At 41.9% G+C, this 17,672-nt stretch carries 8 protein-coding genes; 1 reads left to right on the top strand and 7 read right to left on the bottom strand.

Translation table 11 applies throughout. The features are described from left to right. Window positions 1-120: 120 nt before the first annotated feature. From AXF23_RS05420 to AXF23_RS05440, 5 genes are all read right to left on the bottom strand, one after another. On the bottom strand, window positions 121-2,478 hold the full coding sequence (locus tag AXF23_RS05420) for a translocation and assembly module lipoprotein TamL (protein ID WP_107625806.1): 2,358 nt from the start codon (window positions 2,476-2,478) through the stop codon (window positions 121-123). Window positions 2,479-2,521: 43 nt separating this feature from the next. Beyond that, complete coding sequence (locus AXF23_RS05425; RefSeq protein ID WP_233251242.1) at window positions 2,522-7,654, bottom strand: translocation/assembly module TamB domain-containing protein; 5,133 nt, start codon at window positions 7,652-7,654, stop codon at window positions 2,522-2,524. Window positions 7,655-8,642: 988 nt separating this feature from the next. Continuing rightward, window positions 8,643-10,190 (bottom strand): MBOAT family O-acyltransferase, encoded by a 1,548-nt coding sequence (locus AXF23_RS05430; protein ID WP_107624577.1) that lies wholly within the window; start codon window positions 10,188-10,190, stop codon window positions 8,643-8,645. A 27-nt stretch (window positions 10,191-10,217) separates the two neighbouring features. Then, on the bottom strand, window positions 10,218-11,621 hold the full coding sequence (locus AXF23_RS05435) for an SGNH/GDSL hydrolase family protein (RefSeq protein ID WP_107624578.1): 1,404 nt from the start codon (window positions 11,619-11,621) through the stop codon (window positions 10,218-10,220). 46 nt (window positions 11,622-11,667) lie between these two features. Then, window positions 11,668-12,306, bottom strand: coding sequence for a TetR/AcrR family transcriptional regulator (locus AXF23_RS05440; protein ID WP_107624579.1), 639 nt, complete (start codon window positions 12,304-12,306; stop codon window positions 11,668-11,670). A 123-nt stretch (window positions 12,307-12,429) separates the two neighbouring features. On the opposite strand from AXF23_RS05440, the gene AXF23_RS05445 reads away from it, so the two are divergent. Then, entirely contained in the window at window positions 12,430-14,721 is a 2,292-nt protein-coding gene (locus AXF23_RS05445; RefSeq protein ID WP_107624580.1) for an NADP-dependent malic enzyme, read from the top strand. Window positions 14,722-15,201: 480 nt separating this feature from the next. Here AXF23_RS05445 and AXF23_RS05450 read toward each other — a convergent pair whose 3' ends face one another. Then, on the bottom strand, window positions 15,202-15,657 hold the full coding sequence (locus tag AXF23_RS05450) for an HU family DNA-binding protein (protein WP_107624581.1): 456 nt from the start codon (window positions 15,655-15,657) through the stop codon (window positions 15,202-15,204). 438 nt (window positions 15,658-16,095) lie between these two features. Further along, window positions 16,096-17,655: a hypothetical protein gene (locus AXF23_RS05455; RefSeq protein ID WP_107624582.1), complete on the bottom strand. Its 1,560-nt coding sequence runs from the start codon at window positions 17,653-17,655 to the stop codon at window positions 16,096-16,098. Window positions 17,656-17,672: the final 17 nt, after the last annotated feature.

Below are 17,672 nucleotides of genomic sequence, written 5' to 3' on the forward strand. Positions count from 1 at the left end.
ACTACAAGACTACAAAGGAGAATTATTATAAGCATTATAATAAGGCATGGTAAAGAACTAATAAACAATTCAGCCTCACTAATTAGAGTAGTGAGGCTGGTAGTCTATATTCAAGTAAGCTTAGAATGGTAAGCCAATGGCTAAGTGGAAAGCCTGTGCATCCTTAAACTTTGAAATATTATAGAAGCCAGTCTTGCCCGTTTCATAAGGTACGTGTAAACCGACACCCCAATCCAAACGAAGCATGAAATAGCCAAGGTCGTAGCGTATTCCGACTCCTGTGCCAAGCGCCATCTCCTTTAGAACATTCTTGACTCTAAAGTATCCCTCTGGTCTACCATCGTCGTAATGCATCGTCCAGACGTTACCTGCATCAAGGAAGAGGGCTCCATAGAGCGAACCCACAAGATGAGGACGATACTCTACATTGCATTGAAACTTGATGTCGCCCGTCTGCTCGACGTATGAACGACGGCGTTGCGTAGAACGATAACGCCCTGGTCCAATCTGTCGGACGTTGAAAGCACGAATACTATTGGCTCCTCCAACATAGAACTGCTCTGTATAAGGTGCAAAACGACTGTTTCCGTATGCCCACAAAGTACCTACATTGACGTGAGCCGCAATACTGCTCTTCTCAGACAGACTCCATACTTTCGTCATATTGGCATCTATCTTGACAAATTGAGCAAATGGGTTCTTAAACAGTTTCTTGTCTTTTTCACTCCAATGTCTGCCAAATGCAGCATAACCAGCAGATAGGATGTTTGACGCTTCACTAACTGTTGTCCATACCTTGATAGGACTCTTATAGCGAGCAGGGCTCATGAAAGTATATTGAAAAAGCATCTTAGGAATGAACTGGTCGGCCAAAGAGACTTCAAGATATGGCACACTGTCAATCAATTCAAGATAACGATCGGTCACATTGTGCATATACTCGTATGTTAACGTCAATGGAGAGAACGAATAACTATTACGTTCGTTTGGCTGCCACTGGTAGGTCAACTCCCCAGACACTACATGCCGCTTAAAATACTTAGCACGGTTTAAGACATCAACAGAAGCTTTGAGCGTTGTTGATGGTGTTGTGTAATAAGTACGAGGGACCTTAGGAACATAGACAAGTCCCTTTTCTGCAGCTGCAGCAATCTTCCTTTCTTCACGTGCCCAACGCTTTCTTGGCGGTGTGGCAAAAGGGTTGACGAGTCGAGGGAACTGTAGGCTGGCTTCTGCACCATACTCATAATTATTCAGTCCGAGCCGATCTCTGCCGTCATCATCGCTACTTGCCGACCATTCGTACGAACCATGTAAACGTAAGTCGAACTTTTCACCACCACGAAAGACATTTCGTTTCGTCAAACCAACAATCGCCTCAGGACCATATCTACCACTGGTCTTTCCCTTACCGTAGGCTTCAATGTAGAAGTCGTAAGGCTTATCAAAGACACAATTAATAGTCATATCCAGAATACTACACGTGTCTGTCGTGTCACGAGGAGTAAAAGCAAAGTTCGTTGCAGCAAATACTCCACTACTGTTAAGCTGTTGCTGGGTCTTTTCTACCAGTTCGTTGTTGTAGACAGTACCAGGCCATATCTTCAAGTCATTGGTTATTGTGCGAAGACGGAGAGGCTTGTGCGATCCATTATAATTAACGATAATATCACGGAACCTACTCTGTCGAGATAGAGAATCCATGAATTGACGCTGCAGATTGATAGTGATTGTACCTATATCCCACTTTCGTAAGACTCTATTACTTACTGAGTCAGCCATCTGCAGACGCATGGAAGCTAAGCCATAGGTGAGAGTTGTGTCGGCAAGATAGCTCGCATCGTTATTCTGATAATAATAGTAACCATTGTTACGGAATAAGTCTGTGATGCGTTTACGCTCCTGTTCGAGTGTCGAAACATCAAAGGCATCCCCTTTATGAATGATTGCTTTATCGAGATTAACCCTTATCAAGCTGTCTGCCGTGGGTGGAAAGTTAACATAGCGAATGCTATCAAGTAGCCACAGACGCCCCATATCAACCGAATATTGCAACCGCATCTTCTTAGGATTACGCTGTGCAAGTTTCTCATAGGTTATCTTCCCATTGAAATAACCACGTTTGCGTAAGAGGTTCTCACCAACAGTAACACGTAAGTCGGGGGCTGTTGAGTTCATTAACACAGGTGTAGAGCCAAACGCACGAACCAACCATCGACTGAAGGAGGTCGTATCCTGTGAGAAAGCATTCCATATCCACAGACCAACAGGGAAAGGAGAACGCACGCTGGGACTGCCCATCCACGACGCATTTGGCTTAGTAGCAAGGACAACATCTAACTCACCCTTCACATCATTAAAGTGTTGGTTAGGCTGATAGTTACTGTATTTTGTCTTCTCCATGCCCGTGTATAAGTGTTCACCATCAGGGATTGCTGAGGTCGTACTACAGGCTACAAGTAGAGAAAGGAAAGCCATGAAAGAAAGTACTTTGGCAACCTTTCTTCTGCTTGTCAGACTATTATTGATTCTGTTTCTTCTCATTTACGAAATTAATTAATGAATCTCTCTTAGGCTTCTCTTGCTTAGGTACAATCAAAGGCGTATCGTCCTTGGAGCGGAAAATATCCTTAAAGTGACGCAACTTACGCCTCCACATGATGCCAACACCGAACTCCGACAAGTTACCTTCTAACCAATCGTATGCCTCACGTTCGTAATAAAGCTTCAAATACTTTGTTTCCTTCTGATTAAGACGGTATTCGAGAGAGAAGTTATCGAAGTAGGCTCCATTCTCTTCAGAGAACTGTGCGCCCGTTGACACACGTCCACCCATAATGATTCGTAGCCGATTATTCCACAAGCGCTTGGAGAACTTGAAGGTATAGTCGGTGTGTAAGTTACCATTCACATCGGCTGCACTCTCCATGTTGGCTGTTAAGTCGAGTCCCATAGAGTTGAGTGCCCTTCCTGTGATAGAGTTTACTTGGGTCTGCAAGAAGCTTGCTAATGCTCCACTCATCGCTGTATTAGGATTGGCAAAGTTCTCGCCATCGAAATACATGCCCGATGCTAACATCGTCACAGCAAGTTTAGAACGTTCCTCAACACCCTTAGTATTAAGAATATTCTGCATCTCTTGATCGTCAGGAGCGGTGATGATAAACTCAACTCCAGGCTTTGGGAATTGGCGAGTCAGGCTCACTCCACATTCAAAATCAACTATTCTTCCTCCTCCAGAACTATTTGTAACATTTGTCCTTACGCTCTCTGTCGCCGTAATATTTAGTGTTGGCTTCATCGGATCACCCGTGAACTCAAGATAACTACCGCTCTTTATCGTAAAAGTACGGAGTGGTATCACTGGGAGAGAATATTTCATTTGACCATCACTCAACGTATATCTACCACGAACCTGTACTCCATTCGTAGGGTCATAGTTAAGAAGAAGGTTCCCACCACCCACGAAGTCGATATAATTAGACTGGTCAGGACTTAGCGCACAGAACACATGTGCCTGCTCATCTATGTCTACTACGAGTGCCATACTGAACCCTGTAATATCAGGACGCTTGATGATCTGCTTCGTTGAATCATTGAAATGAGTGAACTTAACGAGGTCGTTTAACTCATCATCGGTCGCTAACGTGCCATCTTGCACTATGTAAGACACATCTGTATTATCCAATACATTGAGCTTACCAGTAAGCTGCAAGTTATTTAATAAGCCACTTATCTGACCAGAAAAGTCAACGAAAGCCTTGCCATAAACCTGTGAACGAGCGTTCTTCTTTGCATCTATCACTTGGAAATCCTTAGCTTTTAAATCTGCTTTAAGCATCATCTTATCAAGATTAGAGAAGTCTAAGTACCCTGATATATCAAGTGGAGAACCGTTATTAGCTATCATCTCGAAGTTCTCGAACTCTATGTGGCTGTCTTTAATCCGTACTGGATCATCTGCGAAACGCATTTTTATACCATAGGGAGCGCTCACCAAGTAGGAAGAGTCAAGGTAAACCTCACCATTAACATCCAATTTATTCAACGGACCCTTTACCTTCAACGTTCCTTCACCTACTCCTTCGAGTCCAACAATTTGGTCAGGAACAAAGCCATTGACGTAATTTAAAGGGAACTTGTTCATCTCTAAGGTTGCATCTAACTCTCCTTCTCCCTCATTCTTATAGGTTCCTGAGAGGATGCCGACCTCATTTCCATCTTGAGTTATAATACCATCAACATAGTGTGTACCGTCCCCTTTAGGCATATAAACGAACTGTGTGCCTACATCTCCCATAGGACAATTCTCATAAACAAGCCGTTTAATGGTCATATCACTTGAGATTGTGAGTTCTTTCTCCGTCTGTACAAGGTGGTAATCACCATCAAGAGTACCCGACAACTTCGGTGCGAAGGGTAATACAGCAAACAAACTGCCCAACTCAAAATGGTTCATTGACAGCGTTACATTCTGCAATGAGGCCGTATCATCATCCTCAGTAGAGACGAGCATACCCGTTCCGTCAGCCGCCTCCAAACGTAGATTAGCTGACAGACGACGGTCACGTCCAATATAGATGTAATTAGAGTCATTGACAGCAAAGGACTTATAACCTAACACAGACTTAGGAGAAGTGATTGAGAGTTCTATTCCTCTGCGCTTCATAGCAGCCTGCATAGCCAAGTCAAAACCTGTCTTTCCATCCTTATCAAGGATTGTTGCATGTGTTTGTAAGCCGTGTTCATAGAGCGCACCCTGCAGGTATCCATGATAAGGATAGGTGTTAGAAGGATTGTTCTTAACTGATAACAGATAGTTCAGCTGCCCATCAATACTGGTGAGGTCAGCTCTGATGCTATCAAGATGGATATCATTATAAACCAAAGAGTCAATACTTATCTTTCCATCCATACCTCTTGTTGGTGAAGATGTCAGATTAATATCCGCCTGACTAAAGGCATATCCTTCTTGTGCCAACAAGTTAGAGAATAAGTTATCACGTCCACTACGGAGTGTAAAGTGCCCTGTTGGTAAATGACGAAGTATTGCAGCCTGGTCTATACGACGGTTAGCGAGTTGTTCACGTACAATCTTGTATATCCGTTTCCCACTTTCCGTCAATTGATTAACACTACTATTAAATGCTGTACTAAGTCGGAAGTCACCTCCATTCAACACTGCATGTATGGTATCTCGACGACTCATAAGGTCGATATCCACATCCCCTGGAGCGTAAGTTCGGTTCTGGTCGGTTACATGAAGGTTTCCTATCAATCCACGAACATTCATATCATCCTTGCCAGACATGGCAAACGAGGTATTAGCCGAGAAGCTACTTGACATTGCTTTATCAACGACTCCCAACTGATAAAGGTCTACACGTGGGAATGAACCATTTATAGAACCCTCAATCTGACTGCCTCTCATTGTAGCATCAAGGTTGAAATTGCCTTCAACCAATGGTATTCGCATTCCTTTACGATGTTCGCTAAGCAACAAGTTACCAACATTTCCACTTACTGCATAGTATTTCTTCATATCTGAGCGAAGCGTAATATCAGCATCAGCAGAGGTTATGTAATGCTTATCTACAAACCCAAAGGCCTGTAAATCAGCCTCAGAGAGATTACCTTTCAAATGCGTATCGAGTGTACCCGACCGTACATCCGCACGCACATCAAAGTTACCTGCAGCAAGAAGTCGACTCTTCTTCTTTCCTTCCTGCATGAGACGGAATGAACGAAGAGGACCGCTTACGTGATGATTGTTCTTCATGTCCGACCGTACGTCTATATCTGTCCATGCAGACACGACGTATCTATCCGCCATCAAACCCATTGCATGCAAATCAACACGACGTAACCAGCCTCGCAGATGACCATCTACGAGATGCGTATTGACCTTACCTTTATACGTAAAATCACCCGCCAACATCCTATTAGTACTCTTTACGTGAGCAGCAAGAAGCTCTCCATGCTTAGAGATATCACCATTCAATCCATCAAGCACATATTTACCGTATCTGAAACTACGAACACGCAGACTGAGGTTTGTCGATGATTTCGGACTCAAGAAGTCTGTTCCTCGCCCATGCGCCTTTATCGTTCCAGAGAAAGCCGACAACCCCATCGTCGGTAAGAAATGATGTACAGGGAATGAAGTTGCGTCTGCTGAAAGGCGATAAAGTTCTGTTGCCGTGTTGTATGCACCATTCAGTCGAATCCGTCCACCGCCTTGTGTCAGCAAAATGTTACCCGTGTAAAGCGTTTTACGTACATGGATATTACCATTGATACCAACTCCCTGTGGGAGGGATATCATCTTGCGCACATTACGTGGCAATAACTTAGAAACAAAATGTAAGTTACTTGCTGTTCCCTTCAGTCTCAAGTCACTACGAAGTCGACCCGCTCCAGACATCATATCAGCTATCCATCCTGTGCTGGTAAGGTCGAAGTAACCTGGCATAGCTAATCGTAGTTGCTTGAATGTGGCCGAACGAAGATTGCCATCAAGCTGTCCTTTTACGATAATACGTTGATTAGGAAGTGCTTGATAGATGTTCTTTGGTACGGAGGTAAGGAATGGTTGCAGGTCATCTAAGCGTAGGAAACCATCTAACTGAGTTGAAATCTGTCCCGGATTCTTGTCTGCAAAGGCATTCATGTTCATCATGAACCGCCCAGACAGCTCTGTTCCTGGTAAGCGAACATACATATTAGGCAGATTGATACTTGTAGAATCCATAGAGAAAGAACTGCGGAAATCCTTTACTATCAGTCCACTTTTCTCCTTCATATTGGCTGTTCGGACACGTAATCGTATCTTTGGAGCAGCATAGAGGAAGGAGTCTATACCGAGATTGATGTCCTGCATGGCTATATGTGCGGCATCAAAGCCAGCCTTTGCATGCCGTACATAATTCTTGTCGTAGCTGAAATCGCCCCCTTGCCAATCTATATTCGCTACCTTATAGATGTTGTCATGTAGAAGAAGTTCGGCTCCCTTCACCATACCCTTGTTGAAGTTAGCACGAACACTCATCGTATCTCCAGGCATGTGAAGACGGAAATCTGTTTTAGCAAGGTTGAGTTTATCAATATTAATACGCCAAAGTGGCTTCTTCTTGTGTGGGTCTTCGGGCACAGTATCGCCCAATGCGATGTCTACCCATCCTCCTTCAATATCGGCTTTATTGATGCGAACAGAGTCGCCAATGAGGTTTATGCCATGACTTACGAGATGTAAGCGCTGCAAATCGCCACGAATACGAAGGTCACCGATAAAGTTGACGGTATTTGCCTTCAGTTTTGTAAATGTCAGTTCGTTGACTTCTACCTTACTTTCAAGCAAAGGTAACAAACTCACATCCGCTACCAAGCGATGTATATCAGCTACCGTATCTTTCTTATTAGGAATAGAATCGTTGGGACGAAGCATTTTTAGCCCTTCTAACTGAAGGTCTAATGGAAAAGAGAGATTAACCCGTTCGAGGCTTACATCCATCCCTGTCTTTTCTGAAACATAAGTGGCCACACGCTTTGCAGCCCAATTCTGAACTGGTGGACAATATAATAGTGCAACAAGTATAAGAAACAGTATGACTGGTGTAAACACTATCGCAACCAGCCATTTCAAGCTTCTTTTCATGTTAAATATGTTAGTCATTAATAGCTTTCTCAATATTTTAGTCTTGTTTATGGGACTAATACGTTAGTAAACTTATTCAATTAACTGCAAAGTAAAACAAAAAAAACGAGATATAAGACTTTATATACGTAAAAAAACAAAAACCATTAAGACTTTAATTGTGCGTTGATAAGTTTCTTCTTGATAGCTACTTCCATAGGAGCTTACCTATTGAGAAAAAACAACCTAAGGTTTACAGCTTTCCTTACTACCAAGAGAAAGAAGGGAAGGAATGGCTAACTATAAAAAAAATACTCGTGACGTACCTTGGTATTCACGCTCTATTCTATACGCCGAGGGGTCGATGTTGAGGCTCACTCGCCCACAAATAGAGACCTAATTGCCATGATAAACCTATAGGAAAACGAACAAGAAAGGAATAGGAAATGCTGAACTTACAAACATAATTTGTGAAGATAATTCAGTAATCACTCCCCTCTCCATTAGGAAAGAGCATTCACTTGAAGTAAGAAGAGGCCTTTCAACGTTCGAGAACATGCCCTTCTTGCGTGCTAAAGATGCTCTTCTTGGAGCAAGAAAGGTGTTTTCTTCAACGTATTTTGCAACATATTGATTTATTGTAGATTACAAAGTAGATAAAAGAAGATAATGCACGTTGAATTAGAGGATATTTAGCTTGAAGCTATGTCATGATTTTTCATGTATTTACCAATCACTTAGAAGTGGGGCAAAGAGAATGGACAGTAAATTATTAGAGAAGGTATGATAGTCTCAACTTATACTTTACAAGAAAAATACTAATAGACTTCCTACTCAATCTTAAACGTTCCTTAGCACACGATTTAGGCACACTTAGACAGAAGAAGACAAGGCATATCGGGAGTAATGAGAGTTTAAGGCTTAACAGAAATCCATAAAAAACAGCATACCGTTTAACTAAGTATTATTAAACAGTATGCTGCACCTTATATTATATAGTTCAATCTATTTAGAACTGGAAATAGATGAATGGTTGTATCTCAGAACTCTTCACCTGCATAATGATGAATATAACGATAGTAATCACGATAGCAGAGAGGACAACTCCACCCTTTTCTAAGACTCGTACACAACGATTTTGCCAAGAATCAGGTATCCAATGGGTAAGAAGAGCAAATATCATCAACATGAATACATACTTATAACCCATGAAGACATCGGGGAGTACGGAAGGATTAAACTTTGTGAACAACTGCTTAACCATAATCCACACACTATCAAAGTCCTTACAACGGAAGAAAAGCCACGTGAAGCAAAGGACATGGAAAGTGATGAATACTGATAAGAAACGACGAATACCAGATGGATGATAACGGCGGTCATGCTTCAAAACTGTCTGCGACCAGAACTTATGTACACAAACCAAAGCACCATGAAGAACACCCCATACGACGAAGTTCAGGGATGCGCCGTGCCATAATCCGCAAGCAGTCATCGCAACCATTTGGTTGAAATACATGCGAAGTGTTCCCTTCTTGTTGCCTCCAAGGGATATATAAACGTAATCTCGTATCCATGTTGATAGCGAAATATGCCAACGTCGCCAGAAGTCGGTCATGGAGTCGGCCGTAAGTGGCGCATTGAAGTTCATCGGTATCTTAAATCCAAGAAGCAAGGCAATACCGATTGCCATATCAGAATAGCCTGAGAAGTCGCAATAAATCTGTATGCAATAACCATAAAGACCAAGGAGAACCTCACCACCAGAGAAGAGTGTAGGGTTATCAAAGATACGATCAACGAAGTTCTGAGAGATGTAGTCTGAGATAACAGCCTTCTTAAAAAGACCAATAATGATAAAGAACACACCCTGAGCGAACATCTCACGGCTAATATGCAATGGCTTACGAATCTGTGGACCAAAGTCGGTTGCACGAGTGATAGGGCCTGCCAATAGTGTTGGGAAGAAGCTAACAAAGAAAGCATAGTCGAGGAGTGACTCCATAGGCTCAGCCTTCTTGCGATAGATATCGACAACGTAAGAGATGGTCTTGAAGGTGTAGAAGCTAATTCCTACCGGTAGGAAGATGTCCCAAGGTTGGAAATTACCACCAATCATCTGCGCCACCATTCCTGCAAAGAAGTTCGTGTACTTAAAGTAAGCCAAAAGTCCAAGGTCGATGAGTAGGCTCAAACATAACCATAATCTTGGATATTTTCCCTTGGCAACACGACGTGCTATATAGAAGTCGCTTACGGTCACAATCAGTAATAATAGGAAATAGAAGCCACTACTCTTATAGAAGAAATAATAAGAGAAGAGCGTCACGAAGAGTAATCGCCCATCCACCTTCTTTCGTAGACAGTAATATCCTATCATGAAGACAAGGAATATGAAAAGAAAAGCACCAGAAGAGAAGAGGAGCGGTTCTTTTGGATTATATAGAAGAATATCAGATAGCTTTGAAAACTCAAGACTTCCAATATACGTCTCTATATTTTGTAAGAGATTATTTATGATAACCATAAACTGGTTGAGAAATATACTTGTTTCCATTTGACTCTATGTTATGTAAATACAAACCTACTGTTCTATCATTTTCTCACGTCTTGTATAATTCTTCTGTCCGGCTACGATAGACTTAAAGATACGCTGACTGACATATTTACCACCTTTATAATTAATGTGTACATAGTCTTTTGTACCCATATCCTGGCTGTCTACGATACGCATCATCGTACCTGGACCTCCCATAGCACGGAAGAGATTATAGAAGCCAACATGACAGTCGGAGGCAAGTTGCTCTTGATAACCAACTAACATCTCAACACCCTTCATCGTACCATCAGGTGATGACTTAGAACCACGGTCGGGACTACTAACGATAAGAATACTCGTTTCAGGGAAACACTTGTGGAATAGGTCTACTACAAGTTTCATATCACGCATGTACTTCTTCAATCGTTCGGGAGTTGTCTGGGCATCAATAGCGTTAACACCAAACTGGAAAACAATGAGATCATACGGACGTACACGTGCAAACTCCTTCAACATCTGTTCTGGAAGTTTGGACAGTGTTATACCTGAAGAACCACGCATACTGAAGTTGTCAAGCACGACTCCTTCCTTACCTTCCTGTGATGTACCGAAAAGAATAGTATTCGTCCCATCTACCTTGACGGTAGCGTGAGAGGTGATGCCGTCCATCTTCACTACTTGTAACTCTGGTGATGGGTTTACACGTTGGTTACTTGTTTTGCCACCATCTATGTTGAAGCTGACGTTAGCACCTCCTTTTGAACGTAGATAAAGTAATGTACTTGCCCACTTCTCGGTATGTGGATAGTCGTGGGATAAAGTGAAAGGAGCATACGTCATTGTGGCTTGACCATTCATGGTATAGTAACGCTCTGCAATACCTGCTTGGTTGACATCGTAACTTGCTGGTTTCTTGACCATGTGCTCGGTCAGTCCGGAGAAACTATTATCTACTGTATGCTTGTATTGGTCGAGGTCATTACCCGCATCTATCCATCCAACGCCATAACCACCATAGTATTTCTGAAGGTCTTCACGCAAGTCGGCTAATAGGATGTCACCTTCTATATATGAATCACCATAATAAGCAATACGAACAGGACGCCCTACTTGCTGTTTCTGAACCAATAAGTTCAGTTGACTATAGAAATGATCCAATCCTCCAGGTTTACCTGCAGAATAGTCAACGATACGTTCTGTACCCTTTGGCCACTCCTCCTTAAAGTTGATAACCTTTCCGTCTTTATCATAGGCAACGACAGAAGAAGGCTTCTTAGGCGATGGAATGACGTCTTCGAGTACTTTCTTCTTTTTAGCAAGGTCGCTTAGAATGTCTATTTCACGTAACTTTGTATCCCCTATTGTTAGTGTTGGAAGGAAATGCAATAGGAAAAGGAACAATGCAACTAACAATGTTAGCAACAGTGTCTTGTATGTATTATCTTTCATTTTAACTGTAATCTTTTACCTAAATAATCTGTTGTCAGCACGATGTTTACTTGCGACTGAAAAGTGAGTCTAACTCTTTATCTAATAATTTAATACCCTCTAAGGTGCAATATCCTCTTACAAAGAATAAGATGGCTGCGTAACCCAGCTCCTCTACATCATACTTCTTATAAAGAAACTGATTCATAATAGCATTCTGTGAGGCTACTGTCAAGATACGTATAATCTCATAGTTTATATTAGGAAGGAATAAGCCCTCCTTAACTCCACGCTGAATGAAAGAATGAGCATCACTTTCATATTCCTTATGGAGCTTACGGACATAAGCGAGTAACTCTGGATACATGTGGAGTTCCTCAAAGAAAAGCGGATTAACCTTACCCAGCTTCTCTATACGAAAACGACAAACCTCTATGATAATATTGATGACATTCTGTCCAGACTTGTCTATCTCTGCCATAGCCTGGCCTTCTTTCTTCTTATCAAGTCGGATAACTTCAAAGAGCAACTCCTCTTTATTACTGTATATCTCGTAAAGTGTACGCTTTGATATCTTAAGTACATTGGCTATATCGTCCATCTTTACTCTTTTTATCCCATGTTTATGGAATAAGTTAAGAGCTGCAACGAGGATTCTCTCTTTAAGTTCTTGCCGATAAGTGGTTTCTGTAGTTGTATTATGCATCAAACTTTATTTTTGCGACAAAATTACAAAAAACTTTCATAATGACATCTGATTTAAAGTGGATTTTACTAACTTTGTAAGTCAAAAATACATTTTTGTAATATTAAAAGTAAAAGATTAACTATGGTCAAGGTAACAAAAGAAGCCGCTTTGGAGTATCATAACAACGGCCGTCCTGGCAAGATTGAAGTAAAGCCTACAAAGCCTTATAGTACACAGACAGACCTTAGTCTGGCATATTCGCCTGGTGTGGCATATCCATGCTTAGAGATTCAGCAGAATCCAGATGACGTATATAAATACACAGACAAAGGTAATTTAGTTGCAGTTATCAGTAATGGTACAGCTGTATTAGGACTGGGCAACATCGGTGCAATGAGTGGAAAGCCTGTCATGGAAGGTAAAGGATTACTTTTCAAGATATACGGTGGTATTGATGTTTTTGATATAGAGGTAAACGAACAAGACCCAGATAAATTCTGTGAAGCGGTAGAGAAGATTGCACCAACCTTTGGTGGTATCAATCTTGAAGATATTAAAGCACCAGAGTGTTTCGCTATTGAGGAACGTCTGAAACGTACGCTTGATATTCCTGTTATGCATGATGACCAACACGGAACGGCTATCATCTCTGCTGCAGGTCTGAAGAATGCACTTGAAGTAGCTGGGAAGAATATCGCTGATGTTAAGTTAGTCGTCAATGGTGCAGGTGCTGCAGCTATCTCATGTACAAAGTTATATATGGCGTTAGGTCTGAAGAAGGAGAATATTGTAATGCTCGACTCTAAGGGTGTTATTACTTCTGACTCTAAGAACCTGACTCCACAAAAGGCCCTTTTTGCTACTGACCGCCGTGATATACATACCTTAGAGGAGGCTATTAAGGGTGCTGACGTATTCGTAGGCTTGTCTAAGGGGAATGTTCTTACACAAGATATGATTCGTTCAATGAACGAGAATCCTATTGTGTTTGCATTGGCTAATCCTGTTCCGGAGATATCCTACGATGATGCAGTTGCTGCCCGTCCTGACGTAATCATGTCTACTGGCCGTTCTGATTACCCTAATCAGATTAATAACGTAATTGGTTTCCCATACATATTCCGTGGTGCCTTGGATGTTCATGCCAAAGCTATCAACGAGGAAATGAAGATGGCAGCAGTACAGGCTATTGCTGACTTGGCTAAAGAAACCGTACCAGACGTGGTGAATGAGGTTTATCATGTAAACGACCTTACCTTTGGTCCTAAGTACTTTATCCCAAAACCAGTCGACCCACGACTGATTACTGAGGTGAGTGCTGCCGTCGCTAAAGCGGCTATGGAGAGCGGTGTTGCTCGCACTCCTATCAAGGATTTCAAGGCTTATAAGCAGCATCTACTTCAGATGTTAGGTCAGGAAACAAAACTAACTCACACCCTTCATGCTACAGCTGCTCAACATCCACAACATATTGTCTTTGCTGAAGGTGGTCACCAAACGATGATGAAGGCCGCTGTACAAGCTAAACAAGAAGGTATCTGTGTACCAATCCTTTTAGGAAACCCCGACCGCTTGAATCGTGTCGCTAATCGTCTCAAACTTGACATTTCTGATATTGAGATTGTTGACATGCGTGCTGATAAAGAACAGGGACGTCGTGCAACATACGCAAAGCACTTAGCTGAAAAGCGTTCACGTGAAGGCTACACATTTGAAGAGGCATACGATAAGATGTATGAACGTAACTATTTCGGAATGTCAATGGTTGAGAATGGTGATGCGGATGCGTTTATCACTGGCCTTTACACCAAATATAGCAACACGATTAAGGTAGCTAAGGATGTTATTGGTATCCGACCAGAGTATAATCACTTTGGTACTATGCATATTCTAAATACTAAGAAGGGTGTATTCTATATTGCTGACACGCTGATTAATCGCCATCCTGATGATGAGGTGTTGTCTGACATCGCTAAGTTGGCTGCTAATTCGGTTAAATTCTTCAATGATAAACCTGCAATAGCAATGCTTTCTTACTCTAACTTTGGTTCTGATAAAGAAGGTTCTCCATCGAAGGTGCACTCTGCTGTTGAGAAGCTGCAAAAGGAATATCCAGAGTTGGCTATTGATGGTGAGATGCAGGTTAACTTTGCCTTGAATAAAGAGTTGCGTGATGAGAAGTTCCCATTCACTCGCTTGAAAGGATTAGATGTTAACACACTCATCTTCCCTGACTTGTCTTCTGCTAACAGTGGTTATAAACTATTACAGGCATTGAGCCCAGAAGCTGAGGTCATTGGTCCTATCCAAATGGGTCTTAATAAACCAATTCACTTTACCGATTTCGAATGTTCTGTACGTGACATTGTAAACATCACAGCTGTTGCTGCTATTGATGCTTATGTGGAGAAACTAAAGAAGAAGTCATTATAAACAACTAAAAAGAGGGTGTGTCCGTTTTGACACATCCTCTTTTTTTTATTAAAAACCACTCTCTCCTCTTTGCTTTACTATTAACCTCTTTTTGAGGAAACCGTCAATCCTTTTTTGTGAGAATGGTCAATCCTCTTTACGAGAGTAATCAATCTTCTTTACGAGAGTAATCAATCTTCTCTGCAACATAAAATCATATTGGGCATACTAAAAAAACTTGCCCCATAACACCAACTATGGTGCCAGAGGCAAGAAACGAAAATTAAATTACCGATGTATCGTCATTGATATCACATCAATGGCTTCCCGCTGGAAACATAACTAAACTAAATTAATCAATTCAGTATTATTAAAACCGAACTTTTTTTCTTTTCTTGGATATTGGCCTTATTAGGCTCATAGCCTCATTAGGCCTTATTGGCCCTATTGGCCCTATTGGCCTCATTTGCCCTATTAGGCCCATTAGCCCAATATCCTTTCCTATCCTTGGCCCGCTACCGGGCCACTTCCTCCTCCATTCTTTTTCTTATCCTCCTTTTTCTTATCCTTGTCTGCTTCCTCCTTCTTCCTCACCGTTTCGTAAGAGTTAGCGGCTAACTCTCGCTTCAATTCTCCGCCAGGCGTGAAGACGACACGAGGCTTAATGGTTGCGGTCTTAAAATCCTCTTCCTTCTCGGCTCCTTTGCTCGACAGTGTGACACGCATCGAGCCAAACTCGCCCAACTGAATACTGAAACCATCACGGAGATAATGGGGCAGACAATCGATAAAGTTATACAACACGTTCGACACATCACCACGCGTCAAGGACGAACGTCCCGCAATGTCACGTGCAATGTCGTCGAGCGACTTATGCCCAAGATTAACAGGATTAGCATAAAACTTCACTTCCTCCCGCTTCTGCGGATTTTTCTTTGGTACTAAACGAATTTTCATGATTCTTTCGACTTTAAATTATTAATACTATTGTTGTTTATCATAGCGTAGGGCAGCACGCCTCTGCAGCTTTCTTCGTGCATCTTCATGCTGCCCCATTCTATTTTCTTGGTTTTTTTCTCCCTTTCATCGTCTTTTCTTTCCTCCTATCAGCACCTTCTTCCCGCCAGATACGTATTCCCTTGCTGCGCAATGCGTATCTACGTACTGCCAGATGCGGTGAGCGCTGCTGCTGAATGCGGTGAGCGCTGCCGTTAGATACGCATCTAACGGCTGCGCAATGCGTATCTACGAGTAGCTAAATACGCATCCGCCAACACGTAGATACGGTGAGCGCAGCGACGGAATACGCATTCATCTGAAATTCTCCTCATTAGGCACTCCTCTCTAACGGAGAGGGTTAAAATGATGCTTTCTTAAGAAGTTCAATCGTAAGGATTACTCAAATGCCGTTACCCTTAATCCTGCTTGACGCATGAAATAGGGATTAACATCAGCACTAGTATTACTAAAATTCAACAGGAATGCATTTGTTTGGTCAAAATCCACAATATTAGAAGACCAATAATAACCTTGCTTACCAACATCATACAATGTTCCAGAAGAATAGTAACCCAAAGCCGGCAAATAAAAATAATCATTTGCATTAGTAGTAGAAGGAAGATTTTGAATTAGATGCGTGTTACTTATGCTATATAAATCATTTCTTCCATTGTAAGCCAGCGTCTTCGAATAGCCAGATATCTTATCATGCTTTAAGAACCACATACCACCTTTGTATAAGTGTCCCATAGTTGTCCACAATTCATCTGCATCCCAACGGGGGTCGCCATGCATACAGTACCAAGACATCTCATTGGCATTAGGTGCAATTGAGCATAAATTTGTTGCTACTACATTATGATCCCCTACATGATGCACACGAGGGTCGGGGGAGATGTGAAGTTGATAATTGCCATTTCCATTTATTGTTGGTTGACTACCACCTTTATTCCACTCATCCCCTTTCCAGTATTGTTCCTGTGCATCCCATTCGGTGTAATGATCGCCATCGTAATCATACGGATTAAGGTTAGCTGTTATATCATGGATAGAACCTGCTGTACAATTAAGTGTAACAATTTTAGAGACTGTTCCTTCTATTGCTCCTTCTGGATTATCCGTAGTATTGCGAAGCCAGTAGCGAATACGGAAAGTATGAGTACCAGGAGCAACGACTGCATAAGTAGCATTCTTACTCATATCATCAGCTGCATTGTCTATTGCAAAGCCTGAACCTGTTGTTACGGTAATCGTCTTAGAACCTCCAGAAGCAAGCGTAAGCGTGCCATCTGCAGTCATATTGTAAGTTCCAGCAATGTCGTCATCGCTCATAATCTCAACTTTAATCAACTTGCTGCGCTTTACATATTCGTTGTTGGTACGAGGAATTAAGCAAAGATAAGAAGCCTTATGATTGAGTGAGAAATTATAACCACGACCAAGTTTAACACCTGTTGCAATTCCGCAATCTCCCGATTCACCTGCATGATCAAAGTTATTTGGAGCAGACTGCGTTTGTGTTGTTTTAATCTCTACTTGTGGTTGCGAGCCTGAAACGGCCGTATTGGTGTAAATAATATCATGTGAAGCACCTGTATATGTACCTGACAGCGCAAACGTAGCAAAAGACTGATTTGCTGCAGAAGGTATTGTTGCCGTAGCACTCTGCTGCCAAGTACCCGCATCATCCTTTACCCATATTTTGTCACTGCTACTCCAATTCACAGAAGCACCCGTACCCTTTGTATGGTTAAGGATTGCCGTACGTGTTGTTGCTTCTGGCTGAGATGTTCCTGTAAAGACGGTTGTACCTGTAGGGATATCGCTTTTCTTTTGTTTTCCTTCCAGCATCGTATCATCATTGGCACAGCTGGCAGTAAGCAACAAAGCAGCAAAACCATAACACATGCTTTGCATTACTAAAGTTATAGTTAGTCTTTTCATAAGTTTATTCATTTTCTTTTCAAACAGTT

It is taken from the genome of Prevotella sp. oral taxon 313, from assembly GCF_003043935.1.
In the GTDB taxonomy this organism is placed as follows: Bacteria; Bacteroidota; Bacteroidia; order Bacteroidales; family Bacteroidaceae; genus Prevotella; species Prevotella jejuni.

What these genes read in the sequence shown, in the direction of transcription:
- AXF23_RS05420 (WP_107625806.1), bottom strand. Translation starts at nt 2,478, where the DNA reads ATGGCTTTCCTTTCTCTACTTGTAGCCTGTAGTACGACCTCAGCAATC.
- AXF23_RS05425 (WP_233251242.1), bottom strand. Translation starts at nt 7,654, where the DNA reads ATGAAAAGAAGCTTGAAATGGCTGGTTGCGATAGTGTTTACACCAGTC.
- AXF23_RS05430 (WP_107624577.1), bottom strand. Translation starts at nt 10,190, where the DNA reads ATGGAAACAAGTATATTTCTCAACCAGTTTATGGTTATCATAAATAAT.
- AXF23_RS05435 (WP_107624578.1), bottom strand. Translation starts at nt 11,621, where the DNA reads ATGAAAGATAATACATACAAGACACTGTTGCTAACATTGTTAGTTGCA.
- AXF23_RS05440 (WP_107624579.1), bottom strand. Translation starts at nt 12,306, where the DNA reads ATGCATAATACAACTACAGAAACCACTTATCGGCAAGAACTTAAAGAG.
- AXF23_RS05445 (WP_107624580.1), top strand. Translation starts at nt 12,430, where the DNA reads ATGGTCAAGGTAACAAAAGAAGCCGCTTTGGAGTATCATAACAACGGC.
- AXF23_RS05450 (WP_107624581.1), bottom strand. Translation starts at nt 15,657, where the DNA reads ATGAAAATTCGTTTAGTACCAAAGAAAAATCCGCAGAAGCGGGAGGAA.
- AXF23_RS05455 (WP_107624582.1), bottom strand. Translation starts at nt 17,655, where the DNA reads ATGAATAAACTTATGAAAAGACTAACTATAACTTTAGTAATGCAAAGC.